The sequence below is a fragment of the Tardiphaga alba genome, from assembly GCF_018279705.1.
GTDB classification, from domain to species: Bacteria; Pseudomonadota; Alphaproteobacteria; order Rhizobiales; family Xanthobacteraceae; genus Tardiphaga; species Tardiphaga alba.
Genome location: NZ_CP036498.1, coordinates 3,031,099 through 3,046,906, shown reverse-complemented (window position 1 = coordinate 3,046,906; position 15,808 = coordinate 3,031,099). Strand labels below are relative to the sequence as shown.

At 61.9% G+C, this 15,808-nt stretch carries 16 protein-coding genes and 1 pseudogene; 5 read left to right on the top strand and 12 right to left on the bottom strand.

What is annotated here, in order from left to right:
* Positions 1-7 precede the first annotated feature (7 nt).
* The 7 genes from RPMA_RS14460 to RPMA_RS14430 all read right to left on the bottom strand — a co-directional run bounded on the left by RPMA_RS14460 (position 8) and on the right by RPMA_RS14430 (position 5,802).
* Complete coding sequence (locus RPMA_RS14460) at positions 8-247, bottom strand: hypothetical protein (RefSeq protein WP_211907944.1); 240 nt, start codon at positions 245-247, stop codon at positions 8-10.
* A gap of 88 nt (positions 248-335) precedes the next feature.
* Positions 336-1,055, bottom strand: coding sequence for a haloacid dehalogenase type II (locus RPMA_RS14455; RefSeq protein WP_211907942.1), 720 nt, complete (start codon positions 1,053-1,055; stop codon positions 336-338).
* A 128-nt stretch (positions 1,056-1,183) separates the two neighbouring features.
* Complete coding sequence (locus RPMA_RS14450) at positions 1,184-1,639, bottom strand: GNAT family N-acetyltransferase (protein ID WP_211907940.1); 456 nt, start codon at positions 1,637-1,639, stop codon at positions 1,184-1,186.
* An 11-nt stretch (positions 1,640-1,650) separates the two neighbouring features.
* Positions 1,651-2,649, bottom strand: coding sequence for a class II fructose-bisphosphatase (glpX, locus tag RPMA_RS14445; RefSeq protein ID WP_211907938.1), 999 nt, complete (start codon positions 2,647-2,649; stop codon positions 1,651-1,653).
* Between the two features lie 102 nt (positions 2,650-2,751).
* On the bottom strand, positions 2,752-4,074 hold the full coding sequence (locus tag RPMA_RS14440) for a homoserine dehydrogenase (RefSeq protein WP_211907936.1): 1,323 nt from the start codon (positions 4,072-4,074) through the stop codon (positions 2,752-2,754).
* 72 nt (positions 4,075-4,146) lie between these two features.
* Positions 4,147-5,367, bottom strand: a complete 1,221-nt coding sequence (locus RPMA_RS14435) for an LL-diaminopimelate aminotransferase (protein WP_211907934.1) — start codon at positions 5,365-5,367, stop codon at positions 4,147-4,149.
* Positions 5,368-5,466: 99 nt separating this feature from the next.
* Entirely contained in the window at positions 5,467-5,802 is a 336-nt protein-coding gene (locus RPMA_RS14430) for a hypothetical protein (RefSeq protein ID WP_249225183.1), read from the bottom strand.
* Positions 5,803-6,149: 347 nt separating this feature from the next.
* On the opposite strand from RPMA_RS14430, the pseudogene RPMA_RS14425 reads away from it, so the two are divergent.
* The 3 genes and pseudogenes from RPMA_RS14425 to RPMA_RS14415 all read left to right on the top strand — a co-directional run bounded on the left by RPMA_RS14425 (position 6,150) and on the right by RPMA_RS14415 (position 9,393).
* Positions 6,150-7,889 (top strand): annotated as a pseudogene (locus RPMA_RS14425) (PHA/PHB synthase family protein).
* Positions 7,890-8,025: 136 nt separating this feature from the next.
* Complete coding sequence (locus RPMA_RS14420; RefSeq protein ID WP_211907932.1) at positions 8,026-8,427, top strand: MAPEG family protein; 402 nt, start codon at positions 8,026-8,028, stop codon at positions 8,425-8,427.
* Positions 8,428-8,451: 24 nt separating this feature from the next.
* Positions 8,452-9,393: a glutaminase gene (locus tag RPMA_RS14415; protein ID WP_211907930.1), complete on the top strand. Its 942-nt coding sequence runs from the start codon at positions 8,452-8,454 to the stop codon at positions 9,391-9,393.
* Between the two features lie 67 nt (positions 9,394-9,460).
* Here the strand turns inward: RPMA_RS14415 and RPMA_RS14410 are convergent, their stop codons facing one another.
* Complete coding sequence (locus tag RPMA_RS14410; RefSeq protein ID WP_211907928.1) at positions 9,461-9,658, bottom strand: DUF2735 domain-containing protein; 198 nt, start codon at positions 9,656-9,658, stop codon at positions 9,461-9,463.
* 518 nt (positions 9,659-10,176) lie between these two features.
* Here RPMA_RS14410 and RPMA_RS14405 point away from each other — a divergent pair.
* Positions 10,177-11,211: a glutamine synthetase beta-grasp domain-containing protein gene (locus RPMA_RS14405; RefSeq protein WP_211907926.1), complete on the top strand. Its 1,035-nt coding sequence runs from the start codon at positions 10,177-10,179 to the stop codon at positions 11,209-11,211.
* Positions 11,212-11,369: 158 nt separating this feature from the next.
* Positions 11,370-11,894, top strand: a complete 525-nt coding sequence (locus RPMA_RS14400; RefSeq protein WP_211907924.1) for a GNAT family N-acetyltransferase — start codon at positions 11,370-11,372, stop codon at positions 11,892-11,894.
* A gap of 187 nt (positions 11,895-12,081) precedes the next feature.
* Here the strand turns inward: RPMA_RS14400 and argC are convergent, their stop codons facing one another.
* The 4 genes from argC to RPMA_RS14380 all read right to left on the bottom strand — a co-directional run bounded on the left by argC (position 12,082) and on the right by RPMA_RS14380 (position 15,808).
* Positions 12,082-13,140, bottom strand: a complete 1,059-nt coding sequence (gene argC, locus RPMA_RS14395; RefSeq protein ID WP_211907922.1) for an N-acetyl-gamma-glutamyl-phosphate reductase — start codon at positions 13,138-13,140, stop codon at positions 12,082-12,084.
* On the bottom strand, positions 13,137-13,823 hold the full coding sequence (locus RPMA_RS14390) for an FMN-binding negative transcriptional regulator (protein ID WP_211907920.1): 687 nt from the start codon (positions 13,821-13,823) through the stop codon (positions 13,137-13,139). Before RPMA_RS14390 ends, argC begins: the two co-directional genes overlap by 4 nt.
* A 325-nt stretch (positions 13,824-14,148) precedes the next feature.
* Entirely contained in the window at positions 14,149-15,135 is a 987-nt protein-coding gene (locus tag RPMA_RS14385) for an MBL fold metallo-hydrolase (RefSeq protein WP_211907918.1), read from the bottom strand.
* A 142-nt stretch (positions 15,136-15,277) separates the two neighbouring features.
* Positions 15,278-15,808: a DedA family protein gene (locus RPMA_RS14380; RefSeq protein ID WP_211907916.1), complete on the bottom strand. Its 531-nt coding sequence runs from the start codon at positions 15,806-15,808 to the stop codon at positions 15,278-15,280.

The window sequence follows — 15,808 nt, the reverse complement described above, 5'->3', positions numbered from 1 at the left end:
GCGGGTGTCAGTGCCCGAAATAGCGGGTCAGGCCGGAGGCGACGAAGATCGCGACCAGAAAGCCGAGGAGCTGGATCGTCGTTGGCATCGCATCCAAGCGACCGCGGATGTAGCTCATGTCAGTACGCAACGAATTCATATCGCTGCGAATTGCTTTCACATCGGTTTTCAATTCCGACATGTCATCCTCAAGTCGTTTGACGCGGAATTCCATGGGATCGAGCACCTCTCCGCCCCCATCAGCCATCGTCGCAAATTCGCCTGACACAACCAATAAGGTATAATAAGCAACCTCAGCGAGAGATCAAGGTCTCTACCGGTTCGCCATCGGCGTCTTAGCACCCCAGCCGCTTCGCCATGTCCTCAAAATCTTCCGCCACTACGTCCCAGTCGCCGTCGGCCTTGAAGTCGCGGCTCTGGTGCGGGCCGTATTCGGTGATGCGGGGGACGAAGCTGGTCTTGAGGCCACACTTTTGCGCGGCGTCGAGGTCGTTGTTGTGGGCGGCGACCATCATCACTTCATGCGGCTTGAGGCTGAGCAATTCGCAGGCACCGAGATAGCTTTCGGGATCGGGCTTGTAATGCTTGAACAGCTCGGCGCTCATGATGAGGTCCCATGGCAGGCCGCCGAACTTCGCCATATTGGTGAGCAGCGCCACATTGCCGTTGGACAGCGGGCTGATGACGAATTTCGTCTTCAGGCGGGTGAGGCCCGGCACCGAGTCCTTCCACGGATGCAGGCGGTGCCAGCCGAGGGTGAGATGATGCAGATCGTCGTCGGTCAGGCCCTTGATGCCGAACTTCTCGACGAGCGCTTCCAGCGAGTGGCGATGCAGTTTGTCGAGCTTGAGGAAGCCACGCTCGGGGTGATGGCGCACGCTATCCATCGAAGGTACGTAAGCCTGCCGCCAGGCATCGACGAGCGCTGTCCAGTCGGCCTTGATACCCCGGGGCGCGCTCCAGGCAGTGAGGTCGTTGATGAGGCTGGTGCGCCAGTCGACGACGGTGCCGAACACATCGAAGATCAGGGCTTTGACGGCGGAGGTGTCGCTCATGGTCTCGCTCCCGTGTTTTGTTTTTTGATTTCTTCGTAGCCCGGATGGAGCGAAGCGCAATCCGGGAACCGGCGTTTCAATTAGCTCTGCTGTACCCGGATTACGCTTCGCTCCATCCGGGCTACAATTCAGAATATCTTCCGATACTGCATGAAGCCGGAATTGTCCGCGACCTGATCATACAGAATCCGCGCCTGTGCGTTCTCATTCTGGGTCAGCCAGTGCACGCGGCTGCAGCCGTCGGCCTTGGCTTTCGCATAGACCGCCTCGATCAGCGCACGGCCGAGGCCGAGACCGCGGGCGCTGTTGTCGACGAACAGGTCTTGCAGATAGCAGTAGTCACCCGGCGTCCAGGACGAGCGGTGATACAGGAACTGGACGATGCCCGTGAGCTTGCCGTCCACGTAAGCGCCGAGCAGAAACATCTGCTCATTGGCATCGTGAAAGCGCTTCCACGCGGTGTCGGTGGCAACCTGCGGCAGCGTCGCCTTGTAGAAGGTCAGGTAGCCCTGCCACAGCGGCTCCCAGGCGGCCCGTTCATCGGGGCCGACCGGGCGGATTTCAACATTTTGGGCTTTGGGCATTTGCGCCTTGCTCAATCGAGGTGGAATTTTTCGAGCTGGCGATGTTCGCCCTTGATGACGCGGACGGTGCCGGTCACCGAGCGCATCACGATGGTCTCGGTCTCGATCACATTGCCGCGGAATTTGACGCCCGACAGCAGCGCGCCATCGGTAACGCCAGTGGCCGCGAACAGGCAGTCGCCCTTGGCCATGTCCTCGATGCGATAAATCATCTTCGGATCGGTGACGCCCATCTTGCGCGAGCGCTCGCGCTTCTCGTCGGTGTCGAGAATCAGGCGGGTCAGCATCTGGCCGCCGGTGCAGCGCAGCGCCACGGCCGCGAGCACGCCTTCAGGCGCGCCGCCGGTGCCCATATAGATATCGACGCCTGACTTGTCGGGATCGGTAGTGTGGATGACGCCAGCGACGTCGCCATCCGGGATCAGGCGGAGCGAGGCGCCGGTGGCGCGGATCGCGTTGATCAGCGCTTCATGGCGCGGACGCTCCAGCACCAGCGCCGTGATCTCCGACACCGGCACGCCTTTGGCCTTGGCAAGACGCTGGATGTTCTCGGCCGGCGGCGCATCGAGATCGAGCAGGTTCTTGTCGTAGCCAGGGCCGATCGCCAGCTTTTCCATATAGACGTCCGGCGCATGCAGCAGCGTGCCGCCATCGGCCATGGCGAGCGTCGCGATCGAGCCCGGCATGTCCTTGGCGCAAAGCGTGGTGCCTTCGAGCGGATCGACCGCAATGTCCACCTTCGGGCCGGCATTGATGCCGACCTTCTCGCCGATGAACAGCATCGGCGCTTCGTCGCGCTCGCCCTCGCCGATCACGATGGTGCCTTCGATGGGCAGCTTATTGAGTTCGCGGCGCATCGCGTCCACAGCAGCCTGGTCGGCTGCCTTTTCCTTGCCATGGCCGCGCAGGCGCGCTGCCGACACCGCCGCACGCTCGGTCACGCGCACGATTTCCAGTGTCAGAATGCGCTCCAGCAACTGCTGCGGCGGGACGGAAATAATGGTGGACATCGATTGGCTCCTTCAATTCTTCGGGGCGTTGCCGCCCCTTCAATTTAGCGAGGGCCTTGCGGCCCCGGGGTCATCTGACCCCGATAACGCTTACGCGGCCGTTCAGTTCTTTTCGATCCGGATCACCTGCGGCTTGCCCGAGATCACCTTGTCCTTCTGCACCGCCTGCAGCGCGCGGCGCATGGCGTCCTCAGAAGTCGCGTAGGTGATCAGGATAACCGGCACGGGTGACGATTTCTTGGTGCCGTCGATGGGCTCGAGACCGCCATTCGGATGCTTCTGCACGATGGATTCGAGCGAGATCTTCTGCTCGGCCAGGCGCGTGGCGATGCGCGCTGCGGTGCCGGCGAGATCACGCGCCATCAGGCGGATGTAATAGCCGCCTTCGTGCCGCTCCATCGGCGCCTTGGTGGTGGTCTTGAGTTTGGCGACCGGTTGCGCGAATGGCAGCGCACGGACGTTACGGGCGACGTCGGCGACATCGGCGAGCACGGCGGATGCGGTGGCCGCACCACCTGCCCCGGGACCAACCAGCGTGATCGGCGCAATGCCGGCGCCGTCGATGGTGACGGCATTGGTCACGCCCATCACCTGCGCGATCGACGAGGTCAGCGGCACCATGGTCGGATGCACACGCTGTTCGATGCCCGTCTTGGTGCGCATGGCAACGCCAAGCAGCTTGATGCGGTAGCCAAGATCGGCGGCCGCGCGAAGGTCTTCGGCGGCGATCGTTGAGATGCCTTCCACCGACACTGCGCTCTCATTGACCTTGGTGCCGAATGCGAGGCTGGCGAGGATCGCAAGCTTCTGTGCGGTGTCGTAGCCATCCACGTCGAACGACGGTTCGGCTTCGGCATAGCCGAGGCGTTGCGCGTCCTTGAGGCATTCCGCGAAAGACAACCCCTCCTGCTCCATCCGGGTCAGGATGTAATTGCAGGTGCCGTTGAGAATGCCATAGACCCGATTGATCGAGGTGCCCGACAGGCCCTCGCGGATGGTCTTGATCACCGGGACCGCGCCGGCGACCGCGGCTTCATAATTCAGCGCGCCGCCATGCTTCTCGGCCAAAGTTGCTAGCTTGACGCCATGCTTGGCCACCAGCGCCTTGTTCGCGGTGACGACAGACTTGCCGGCAGCGAGCGCCGCGGAGATCGACGACAAAGCGGGATCGCCTGCACCGCCCATCAGTTCGACGAAGCAATCGACCTCGGGATGGGTCGCGACCGCCAGCGGGTCCTTCATCCAGTCGATGCCGCGCAGGTCAATCCCGCGCTTCTTGGACTTGTTGCGGGCAGTAACCGCCACAACCTTGATGCCACGGCCACAGCGCGCCGAGAGGATGGATTGCTGCGCTTCGATGAGACGGACGACTTCGGCACCAACGGTGCCGAGACCCGCGATACCCACTTTGAGGGGTGCGACCATAAAGATTAGACCTGTCGGAAGAGTTCTTATTGAGCGACGGACCGGACGCCGCAAGCGACGTCCGGACGGTGCCTATCGCCGATTGGCGAGCGGAACCACGTTGTGCAACGTTTCCAGCCCGCTTTCAAGGAAGCGGCGGACGCCGCGGGCAGCCTGGCGAATACGTTGTTCGTTCTCGACGATGGCGATGCGGACATAGCCCTCACCGTGTTCGCCGAAACCGATGCCGGGGGAAACCACCACGCCGGACTTTTCAACGAGAAGCGTTGCAAACTGCATGGAGCCGATCTCGCGGAATTTCTCCGGCAGCGGAGTCCAGGCGAACATCGAGGCTTCCGGCACCGGGATGGTCCAGCCAGCACGGCCAAAGCTCTCGATCAGCGTATCGCGGCGCTTGCGATAGGTGTCGCGCATCTCCTTGATGCAGTCATCCGGACCGTTGAGCGCAGCCGTCGCGGCAACCTGCACCGGCGTGAAGGCGCCGTAATCCAGATAGGATTTTACGCGCGCAAGAGCAGCGATGATGCGTTCGTTGCCGACCGCGAAGCCCATGCGCCAGCCGGCCATGGAGTAGGTCTTCGACATCGAGGTGAATTCGACGGTGACATCCATAGCGCCCGGCACCTGCAGCACCGAGGGCGGCGGATTGGCGTCGTTGAAATAGATCTCGGAATAAGCGAGGTCCGACAGGATGTAGATCTCGTGCTTTTTCGCGAAGGCGACGAGGTCCTTGTAGAAATCGAGGCTAGCGACCTTAGCCGTCGGATTCGAGGGATAGCAGACCACCAGCGCGATCGGTTTGGGAATCGAATGCTGGATCGCGCGCTCGACGGCCGGGAAGAAGTCCGGCGTCGGGTCCGACGGCACCGAACGGATCACGCCGCCGGCCATCAGGAAGCCGAAGGCATGGATGGGATAGCTGGGATTGGGCACCAGCACGACGTCCCCGGGCGCGGTGATGGCCTGGGCAACGTTGGCAAAGCCCTCCTTGGAGCCGAGCGTGGCGACGATCTGGGTGTCAGGGTTGAGCTTCACGCCGAAACGGCGGGCATAATAGGCAGCCTGCGCCTTGCGGAGACCGGGAATGCCCCGCGACGACGAATAACCATCGGTCCGCGGTTTGCCGAGCGTCTCCTTGAGCTTTTCCAGGACGTGCGGCGGGGTCGGCAGGTCCGGGTTGCCCATGCCCATATCGATGATATCGGCCCCCGAATTGCGCGCGGCGGCTTTGGCCCGGTTGATCTGTTCGAACACATAGGGCGGCAGACGGCGAATTCGGTAAAAGTCTTCCATTGGTCTCGGGCTCCGGGGAAACCGCCTTCAAGGTGCGGTTGAATCGCCTAGTTTTAGCATGGGGACCGGGTGACACCAGTCACGACCGGGTGGAATCGCTCAGCGGGTCGAGGTTTTTGCCGCTGCGGCCGGCGGGGTCACGATGGCCTGCCGGTCCCGCGCCCGGATCAGATCGGCCTCGATCTTGGCCTGTTCGGACGGCGCCAGTGTCTTGTTTCCAGTGCTGGCGGGCATGTCATGGACCGGGAGGTATTCGCCGGGCTGCGCCGGACGCTGCGGCAGCCCCGCCGGAGCACCCACAACGGGCAGATCGGCCACGGTCGAGGCGCAGCCGGCCAGCCCGGGAAAGGCCAGCACGGCAAGCGCCAGCCAAGCCGCCGCACGCCCTGCCCGGCTGCCTCGCGTCGATCCAACCGCTGTTCCTGAACGCGTCACGCCACAACCTTACATCTCATTCGGATCGGGTTCATCCCGCCGTGTGGTCACACCCGAATAGATGACAACTGATTAACGCCGACAGAATGGCGGAGGCTTGGCGCTGCAATATGACGGAAGCAAGACCTGAGCGCACTCATGACGCACCGCAGCACATCGAATCCTGCGACGATCCGCGAACTATGTCATCATGCTGCCGCGTGGTGACGTATCGTCACCGCATTGGAATGAAACCGTAGCTGCGCCATGACCGACGTCGTCGAGACCAGATCTCCCCCGGCCACACCAACGGCAAGGCTGACGACGGGGCTGCCAAACCGTTCAACCCGGAAGCCTTTGCGCTCAACATGGCGAAGGCGATGGAAAGCAGCGGCAAGGCGCTGGCCGCCTATCTGCAGCCGCGCCAGACCGGCGAGACCGGCGATAAGCCGCCGAATGAATTGACCGAGATCATCAAGACCTTCAGCACGGTGGCCAATTACTGGCTGTCCGACGAGAAGCGCTCGTCCGAGCTGCAGATGAAGCTCGGAAAAGCCTATCTCGACCTCTGGGGCAATGCGATGCGCCGGATGACCGGCGAAGCATCGGCGCCATCAAGTCAGGCCCCGCTGAAGGACAAGCGCTTCAGCGATCCCGAATGGAAGTCGAACCAGTTCTTCGATTTCGTGCTGCAGGCCTATTTGCTCGGCACCCAATGGGCCCATGAACTCGTCCGCAATGCGGAGGGGCTCGACGCGCATACGCGCAAGAAGGCCGAGTTCTACGTCACCCAAGTGACCAATGCGATGTCGCCATCGAACTTCGTGCTGACGAATCCGGAAGTGCTGCGCGAGACCGTGGCCTCCAATGGCGGCAACCTCATGCGCGGCATGTCGATGCTCGCCGAGGACATGGAAGCCGGCCGCGGCGCGCTGAAAATCCGCCAGTCAGACCCCAGCAATCTCGCCGTCGGCGTCAACATGGCAATGACGCCGGGCAAGGTGATCTATCAGAACGAGATCATGCAGCTGATCCAGTACACGCCCGCGACCGAGAGCGTGCTGCGGACGCCGCTGCTGATCGTGCCGCCGTGGATCAACAAATTCTACATTCTAGACCTGAAGCCCGAGAAGTCCTTCATCAAGTGGTGCGTCGATCAGGGCCTCACGGTGTGAGTGATCTCTTGGGTCAATCCGGACAAGGCGCTCGGCGCCAAGACCTTTGAAGACTACATGAAGCAAGGCCCGCTCACAGCCATGGATGTGATCGAGAAGGTCACCGGCGAGTTCACCGTCCACACGATCGGCTATTGCGTCGGCGGCACCCTGCTCGCCTCGACATTGGCTTGGCTCGCCGAACATCGCCGCGTCCGCGCGGCGTCAGCGACTTTCATGGCCGCGCAGGTGGATTTCTCCCATGCCGGCGATCTCATGGTGTTCGTCGACGAGGACCAGATCGCGGCGCTGGAAAAGGACATGCAGGCCGCAGGCGTGCTCGAAGGCAGCAAGATGGCAATGGCCTTCAACATGCTGCGCTCGAACGACCTGATCTGGTCCTATGTCGTGAACAACTATCTCAAAGGCAACATGCCCCGCGCCTTCGATCTCCTGCACTGGAATTCCGACGCGACGCGGATGCCTGCCGCCAATCACTCCTTCTATCTGCGCAACTGCTATCTGGAGAACAAGCTCTCCACCGGCAATATGGTGCTCGACAACACCCGCCTTGACCTCTCCAAGGTGAAGGTGCCGGTGTATAATCTGGCCACCCGCGAGGATCACATCGCGCCGGCGGAGTCGGTGCTTTACGGTTCGCAGTTCTTCGGTGGCCCCGTGAAATATGTGCTGTCCGGCTCCGGCCACATTGCCGGCGTGGTGAACCCGCCAGCATCCGGCAAGTATCAATACTGGACCAATGACAGCAACCACGCCGCCAATGTCGCCGACTGGATGAAGTCGGCCACCGAACATGCGGGATCATGGTGGCCGAACTGGCGGGAATGGATCGGCAGCGTCGATGGCGAAGAAGTGCCGGCGCGGCGTGTCGGGACGGAAGCCTATCCGCCGATCGAGGACGCACCGGGCAGTTACGTGCGGGTGCAGGCGTAACGCACTTCCCTCCTCCTTCCCTTGGCGTTGTCATACCAACCGTCTATGCTTCCCCACGAGCATGGCTGCTCCGCCCTGCTCACGATTTGCATGACCTTTTTCCCGCGTTTTTCGCGGACATTTCGAGGAACCGCCCATGACACGCGAGTTGTTCTGGCTGACGCTGACGGTGATTCTCACTGGCGTGATGTGGCTGCCCTACATCCTCAACCGCATCATGGTGCGCGGCGTCGGTGGCGCCATGGCCAATCCCTCGCGCGCGGACAAGCCTCAGGCAGAATGGGCCAACCGCATGATGTTCGCCCATGACAATGCGGTCGAGAATCTCATCATCTTCGCGCCGCTGGTGATTATCCTGAACCTCGCCGATGTCTCGACCCCCGCTACCGTGATGGCCTGCATGGTCTATTTCTGGTCGCGGATCGCGCATCTCGTGGTCTACACGCTCGGCCTGCCGGTGCTGCGCACCGTCGCCTTCATGATCGGCTTCGTCGCCCAGGCCGTGCTGGCGATCGCGATCCTGCGTATTCCGGTCTGAGGCGGGATGCGCTAGTCCATCTCGATGAGCAAAGCTGCGCCAGATCTCCAGACCGTCGTGACCGAAATAGCCGAGGAGATGGCGCAGCGGCCCGACCGCGGCGAAGTCGCCACCTACATTCCCGAACTCGCTGGCGTCGATCCCAACCAGTTCGCGCTGGTGGTCGTTGACGCTGACGGCAATATCGCCGCCGGCGGCGATGCGGACGTGCCGTTCTCGATCCAGAGCATCTCGAAGGTTTTCACGCTGACGCTGGCGCTCGGCATGGTCGGCGACCGGCTCTGGAAGCATGTCGGCCGCGAACCCTCGGGCAACCCGTTCAACTCCATCGTCCAGCTCGAGCGCGAACGCGGCGTGCCGCGTAACCCGTTCATCAATGCAGGCGCCATCGCCGTCACCGATGTGATCCTGTCCGGCCACCAGCCGCGCGAGGCGATCGGCGAGATCCTGCGTTTCATGCAGTTTCTGTCCGGTGACAATTCGATCGTGATCGATGAGACGGTGGCCGCCTCGGAAAAGCGCACCGGTTTTCGCAACACTGCGCTGGCGAACTACATGAAGTCGTTCGGGGTCATCAACAATCCCGTCGATTTCACGCTCGGCGTCTATTTCCATCACTGCGCCATTGCCATGTCATGCCGGCAGCTGGCCATGGCGACGCGGTTTCTGGCCTATTCCGGGCGCAATCCGAGCACCGGCCTGTCGGTGGTTTCATCCGAGCGCGCACGCCGGATCAATGCGCTGATGCTGATGTGCGGTCATTATGACGGCTCCGGCGAATTCGCCTACCGCGTCGGCCTGCCCGGCAAGAGCGGCGTCGGCGGCGGGATTATCGCGGTGGCGCCCGGCAAGGCATCCATAGCGGTCTGGGCGCCCGGTCTCGATCACCACGGCAATTCCCACTTGGGACGGATTGCGCTGGAAGAACTGACGCGGCGGCTGGGGTGGTCGATCTTTGGGACGTGAGGTGCTCACGAAAAAGGGCCGAAACATCGCTGTTTCGACCCTTGATCTCCGACCTCGCCCGGCGCGTTCAATGCTCCACCTTCCTGGCGTCAGCGATGGCTTCATCGTGATACCAGCCTGAGCCGAAATCCACGGCGGGATAGTCATGGAAGTCTGCCGGCTTGATCTCGCCTGGGCGCGCATTGAGGCCCGAGCGGCCGCCTACCGGGAACTGATAAATGGTTGCAGTCGGCTGGTTTTGACCGGAATGATTGGTAGTCCTCATCTCCTGGATCTCCTGCCTGACGTGTTTTTGGGTCGGTTTGCCGTCAGGGCTTGCAAGTGTAACAGCCCGGCTCGCGCTTTGTGCCAACTGCCTCATAAAAAGCAGGCAAATGCCACTAATATGCGCAACTCAAAGGTATGCGCTTTGGGCACGCAGGTTTTCGCTGCGGTCTACCGACCTGACATCGCCCGAATGAGCGCCTGAGAAGCAGAAAAGTTCCTCTCAAAATGCCCCTGCAACGGAATTGAGCAGGAGGTATTTTGGTGTCCGACCAAAAATCTGCTGAATTTCGAGAATTTTGCGCCGATTCTTCCGCCGCCGACCGGCCGATGGCGGGGTCACGGAGCGTCTCTGGGGACACAGGCGATTTTCTCGTCACAAAACCGTTGCACCGCGGCAAGTTGGCATACTACGTGCTTATAAGGACACGCCGCCGGGGATGGAATGTCCGATCCCGGCAATGTCCGAGTTTACTCCTGCCGGGGTTCACTCCTTTCGCTAACTCGTGAGAGACCTGAATGACCAAGTTTAAGCTCGAGTATATCTGGCTCGATGGCTACACCCCCGCCCAGAACCTGCGCGGCAAGACCCAGATCAAGGAATTCGACGCGTTCCCGACGCTTGAGCAGCTGCCCCTGTGGGGCTTCGACGGTTCATCCACCGAGCAGGCTGAAGGCCGTTCGTCGGATTGCGTGCTGAAGCCAGTCGCCGTGTTCCCGGATGCTGCCCGCGTCAATGGCGTGCTGGTGATGTGCGAAGTCATGATGCCCGATGGCGTCACCCCGCACGTGTCCAACCACCGCGCCACCATTCTCGACGACGCAGGCGCATGGTTCGGCTTCGAGCAGGAATACTTCTTCTACGAGAACGGCCGTCCGCTCGGCTTCCCGTCGGAAGGCTATCCGGCTCCGCAGGGCCCCTACTACACCGGCGTCGGCTACAAGAATGTCGGCTCGGTCGCCCGTGAAATCGTCGAAGAGCATCTCGACCTCTGCCTCGCCGCCGGCATCAACCACGAAGGCATCAATGCCGAAGTGGCCAAGGGCCAGTGGGAATTCCAGATCTTCGGCAAGGGCTCCAAGCGCGCCGCCGACGAAATGTGGATCGCTCGCTACCTGCTGCTCCGTCTGACGGAAAAGTACGGCATCGATATCGAATTCCACTGCAAGCCGCTCGGCGACACCGACTGGAACGGCTCGGGCATGCACGCCAACTTCTCGACCGAATATATGCGCACTGTCGGCGGCAAGGCTTACTTCGAAGCTCTGATGGCCCAGTTCGACAAGAACCTGATGGACCACATCAATGTCTATGGTCCGGACAACCACATGCGCCTGACCGGCAAGCACGAGACCGCGCCGTGGAACAAGTTCTCCTACGGCGTTGCCGACCGCGGCGCCTCGATCCGCGTGCCGCACTCGTTCGTCAAGAACGACTATAAGGGCTATCTGGAAGATCGCCGCCCGAACTCGCAGGGCTGCCCCTACCAGATCGCTTCGCAGATTTTGAAGACGATCTCCGAAGTCGCGACCGAAAAGAAGGCCGTCGCGTAAGCAACGCCTGACCTGACAAACGAAACGGCCCGGATGAAAATCCGGGCCGTTTTGTTTTGGTGCGCAGCTCATTTGTCGCGCCACGATCGATCCGGCAATTGGTATGGATAGCGACGCGCATGATCCAACGCGCATCCGTTTCAGCCGACAGGACGACAATGTCTTCCGAACCATCTCCGACGCATCCGGTACAATTCGCCTGGTGCCATGACACGACCGCAACCGACGCCGTTCTCGGTATCCTGCTGGCCTATGACGATCCCGCTTACATCTCCCATTCGGAGCTGCAATACGGCGTGGCTGACGACATCGGTCGCTGGTCGCCGGATCGCGCGACCAAGGCGCGGACATACATCAATGGCCTGCTGTCGAATGCGTCCAGCGACGAGACGATGCTGGCAACTGCGACACAGGGCGGCGTCATTGTGGGATTTGCTCTGGTCGAGATCTCCCGGCTCAATCCGGAACGTCCGTTCGCCACCATCCACGATTTGTTGTTTTCGCCGTCCGTGCGCGGTCAAGGGCTCGGTAGCGCCCTGTTCGACTGGCTCGCCGAGCAATGCCGCACGCTTGGCGTCACCCGCTTCTTCCTGGAGAGTGGCGTCGATAATCACCGCGCGCATCATTTCTTCGAACGACACGAATTCAGGCAAACGTCGATCGTGATGATGCGAGATCTGTGAACGGACAGCGTCAATAAAGAAACGGCCCGGATCGAAATCCGGGCCGTTTTGTTTGTGCAGCCTCACTCTGCCCTCATCCTGAGGAGCGCGCCCTTGCGCGCGTCTCGAAGGATGGCGGCACACTACTCGCCAGGCTAGCTCATGGTTCGAGACGGCGCTACGCGCCTCCTCACCATGAGGGACGGAGTTACGGGAACATCGCCGGCTGATCGATGCCGAGCGTTTCCGCAAAGCCCAGCACCAGGTTCATGTTCTGAACCGCCTGCCCCGACGCGCCCTTGGTGAGGTTGTCGAGGGTCGAGACGATGATCGCGCGGCCCGGGATACGATCCGCGGCGACGCCGATGAAGGTCATGTTGGAGCCGCGGACATGCCGCGTGTGCGGCGTCTTGCCGAATGGCAGCACGTAAACGAACGGCTCCTTCTCATACTGCTTCACCAGGATCTCGTGCAGCTCCTCGGCAGTCTTGCCGCGCCGGCCGCGCACATAGATCGTGGAGAGGATGCCGCGGTTCTGCGGAAGCAGATGCGGCGTGAACGTCACGATTACTTCCTTGCCGGCGGCCTTGGAGAACTGCTCGTCGAGCTCGGCCATGTGCCGGTGCTTGCCAACGCCATAGGCGTTGAAGCCGTCGGACACTTCCGAGAACAGCATCTCTTCCTTGGCGGCGCGGCCGGCGCCGGTCATGCCCGACTTGGCGTCGATGACGATCTCGTCGGTCTCGATGGCCTTGGCCTTGATCAGCGGTACCAGCGGCAGCTGCGCACAGGATGTGTAGCAGCCGGGATTGGCGACGAGCCGCGCCTTCTTGATGTCGCGCCGATAGACTTCGACGAGGCCGTAGACGGCTTCCTTCTGCAGCTCCAGCGCATGATGCTCGTGGCCGTACCACTTGGCATAGGCCGCGGGATCGCTGAGCCGGAAGTCGGCGGAGAGATCGACGACCTTGGTCTCCGGCGCCTTGGCGAGAACGTCCTGCAGCACCTTCTGCGTGGTCGCATGCGGCAGCGCGCAGAACACGAGGTCGATGCCGGCGGTGGTCCAATCGACGCTGTCGATGGTCACCAGCGTGGGCAGCTCATAAGGCGCGAATTGCGGAAACACGTCGCCCATCTGCTGGCCGGCGCGCCGGTCGGCAGTGAGGATCGTCAGCTCGACCTTCGGGTGGCGCAGCAGCAGCCGGACCAGTTCGGCGCCGGTGTAGCCAGAGGCGCCCAAAATGGCGATTTTCTTCTTGTTGCTCATCCCATAAATCCTTCCGCCTCGGCCATAGCAGCCAAATGTGACGTCTCTTCCGCAAACAAATGCGGCCGTAATTTGCGCATCGCGTCCGAAATCTCAATGGCGTCCGGCTCTGGCCGCATGGCCAGCGCGCTCATGACAGCCAGATGATCGGCATCGGACTTGTGCTGGTTGAGCTTGAAGCTCCCCTCGACTTCATCCACGGCCATCACCACGCCGACGATCGCCTTCCGCATCGCTTCGAGCCGCCCCCTGGCCATCTTGGCGGAGGTCCAGGGTGGCTTCGGTGCGAGCCAGCTTTCGAACCTCGCGCTCAGCGCGTCAAGATGCGCGCCGAGTTCGCGCTCGGGCAGAAGCCGCACAGGCCCTGTCAGATGCACCGCCTGATAGAGCCAGGTGCCGACCTGATCCGGCGAGACATACCAGTCGGGCGAGACATAAGCGTCGGCTCCGAGCACCGCCATGGTCCACGACGTCACACCGTCGGCGTGCTTTAGAAGCGGGTTCTGCCGCGCGAGATGGAAAGCCAGATGCGGCGTGCCGTCGTTGCCGTATTCGAGATAGAACGGCACCGCCGAGGCTATCGGCTTGCGGCCGTCAAAGGCGCACACCGTTCCAAAGCCACGCGCATCCGCAAACGCCAAAGCGTCGCTGCGATCGGTCTGGAATCTCGGCGGGGTATACATTGTCAGGCTCCTTCTGGGTTGAAGGCCGCCGGATCGATCGCGCTGCTGTGAGGGAAAAGACTGCCGCGGACCGTATCCGGCGGCAGTGAGGCGATCCTTAGAGACTAGCGCCTGCTGCCGCGGGAATGCGGCGACGGCGGGCGATGGCGCTGGTCACGAAATGGATCATGGCCGCGGACATAAAGCCGCGGCCATGAAACGTCAAGGTTGTTTGTTTGGATCGTAGGGCGGATCAGCGCAGCGTAATCCGCCGGCCGAGCTCAAAGCTGAAACTCCGCGGCGGATTACGGCTCCGCCTCATCCGCCCTACGGCAGGCTTAGTAACTTACACCGGGCTCCACGGCGCCGGGACGATGCGATAGCCGCTGCCGTCCTTGACCACGTGGCCATTGGCCGGGAATGGATAGTGGAAGCCCTGCACGCGCATCTTCTCGGCCACCAGCATGTCATAGACCTTGCGGCGGGTGGCCTCGGCCTGGGCCGGGTCCTGGTCGAACATCAGATGCCAGCCGGGATTGGCTGCGAACAGCGCCGGCTGATTGGTGATGTCGGACTGGATGAACAGCTTGTCGCTGCCGGACGAGAGGATGAACGAGGTGTGGCCCGGTGTGTGGCCGGCAGCTTCTACTGCCAGCAGGCCCGGCGCGATATCCTTGCCCCACTCATAGGGCGTGACCTTCTTCTTCAGGCCATCATTGAAGAGTTTGCGGTTGCTGGCGAACAGGCCCTTCATCCGATCATTCGCAGCCTTGGCCATTTCGCCATCATCGTTCCAGTATTTCCACTCGGCGGCCGGAACGAGCACTTCGGCATTCGGGAAAGCCGGCGTGCCATCGGCAGCGAGAAGGCCGTTCACGTGGTCGCCATGGAAATGCGAGATCACGACCATATCGACATTCTTGGCATCGATGCCGGCGGCGGCCATGTTGCTGGCGAACTGGCCGACATTGCCCTTGGTGGCGGCGAAAGCGCCAGGGCCGTTGCCGGTGTCGATCACCACCAGCTTGCCGCCGGTGTTGATGACCAGCGGCGCGAAATGGATGGTCATCTTGTCCTTCGGCAGGAAGGACTTTTCCAGCTGCGCATTGACCTCGTCCTTCTTGGCATTGAGGACGAACGTATCGGCGAGCGGAAAGGTGTTGGCGCCATCGGAGATGACATTCACCTGGGCATCGCCAACCTTGTAGCGATAGAAGCTCGGCGCCTGCTTGTCGGCAAGCGGCGCAGCGGCCTTGGCGGGAATTGCGGAAACAAGCGGGGTTGCTGCGAGCGCAGCAGCGCCGGTGAGAGCCTGACGACGTGACAAGTCCATGGTCCATCCCTCCAGTGAAACTGACCAGCATGATGCCGGGCAAATGTCGCAGCGATCTTTATCAGCGGTTTGACAGTTCCGCGAGACGACAGATCGCCATGCGCGGGTTCAACACCTGCAGGATCGAGTTATTCCAGCGGGACTATTTGAGCTTCAGCGCCCATTCGGTCGCGACCGAGAGCGCATCGCCGCACATGATGAGCACGGCCGACCAGACAAAGGCGGAGGAGAAGTTTGCGAGCTGGAAACGCCAATAGGGCATCTCGAAAATGCCGGCGACGAGCGGCACCGAGGCGCGCAGCGGGCCGGAAAAGCGGCCGATGAAGACGCTCGGCACGCCCCATTTCTTGATGAATGCCTCGCCGCGCGGCAGCAGGTTAGGGAATTTCGACAGTGGCCACATCTGCGCGACGCGCTCCTTGTATCTGTGTCCAACCCAGTAGGACAGCCAGTCGCCCAAGGCCGCGCCGATCGCGCCGGCGATCAGCACGGGCCAAACGCTGAGATCGCTGGCGGCCACCAGCGCACCGATGGCGATCAGCGCTCCCCAGGCCGGGATGAGCAGCGATACAAATGCGAGTGACTCGCCGAATGCGAGGAGCAGGACGATGGGGGCCGCCCATGCCTGATGCTCCCTCACGAAATCGGTGAGGCCTTGGAAAGCGTCTACCAT

Excerpts from the sequence above, each read along its gene's own strand:
- RPMA_RS14460 (WP_211907944.1), bottom strand. The coding sequence starts at position 247 with ATGGCTGATGGGGGCGGAGAGGTGCTCGATCCCATGGAATTCCGCGTC.
- RPMA_RS14410 (WP_211907928.1), bottom strand. The coding sequence starts at position 9,658 with ATGAGGACTACCAATCATTCCGGTCAAAACCAGCCGACTGCAACCATT.
- RPMA_RS14415 (WP_211907930.1), top strand. The coding sequence starts at position 8,452 with ATGAGCAAAGCTGCGCCAGATCTCCAGACCGTCGTGACCGAAATAGCC.
- RPMA_RS14420 (WP_211907932.1), top strand. The coding sequence starts at position 8,026 with ATGACACGCGAGTTGTTCTGGCTGACGCTGACGGTGATTCTCACTGGC.
- RPMA_RS14440 (WP_211907936.1), bottom strand. The coding sequence starts at position 4,074 with ATGGTCGCACCCCTCAAAGTGGGTATCGCGGGTCTCGGCACCGTTGGT.
- RPMA_RS14380 (WP_211907916.1), bottom strand. The coding sequence starts at position 15,808 with ATGGTAGACGCTTTCCAAGGCCTCACCGATTTCGTGAGGGAGCATCAG.
- glpX (WP_211907938.1), bottom strand. The coding sequence starts at position 2,649 with ATGTCCACCATTATTTCCGTCCCGCCGCAGCAGTTGCTGGAGCGCATT.
- RPMA_RS14405 (WP_211907926.1), top strand. The coding sequence starts at position 10,177 with ATGACCAAGTTTAAGCTCGAGTATATCTGGCTCGATGGCTACACCCCC.
- argC (WP_211907922.1), bottom strand. The coding sequence starts at position 13,140 with ATGAGCAACAAGAAGAAAATCGCCATTTTGGGCGCCTCTGGCTACACC.
- RPMA_RS14385 (WP_211907918.1), bottom strand. The coding sequence starts at position 15,135 with ATGGACTTGTCACGTCGTCAGGCTCTCACCGGCGCTGCTGCGCTCGCA.
- RPMA_RS14390 (WP_211907920.1), bottom strand. The coding sequence starts at position 13,823 with ATGTATACCCCGCCGAGATTCCAGACCGATCGCAGCGACGCTTTGGCG.
- RPMA_RS14400 (WP_211907924.1), top strand. The coding sequence starts at position 11,370 with ATGTCTTCCGAACCATCTCCGACGCATCCGGTACAATTCGCCTGGTGC.
- RPMA_RS14435 (WP_211907934.1), bottom strand. The coding sequence starts at position 5,367 with ATGGAAGACTTTTACCGAATTCGCCGTCTGCCGCCCTATGTGTTCGAA.
- RPMA_RS14455 (WP_211907942.1), bottom strand. The coding sequence starts at position 1,055 with ATGAGCGACACCTCCGCCGTCAAAGCCCTGATCTTCGATGTGTTCGGC.
- RPMA_RS14450 (WP_211907940.1), bottom strand. The coding sequence starts at position 1,639 with ATGCCCAAAGCCCAAAATGTTGAAATCCGCCCGGTCGGCCCCGATGAA.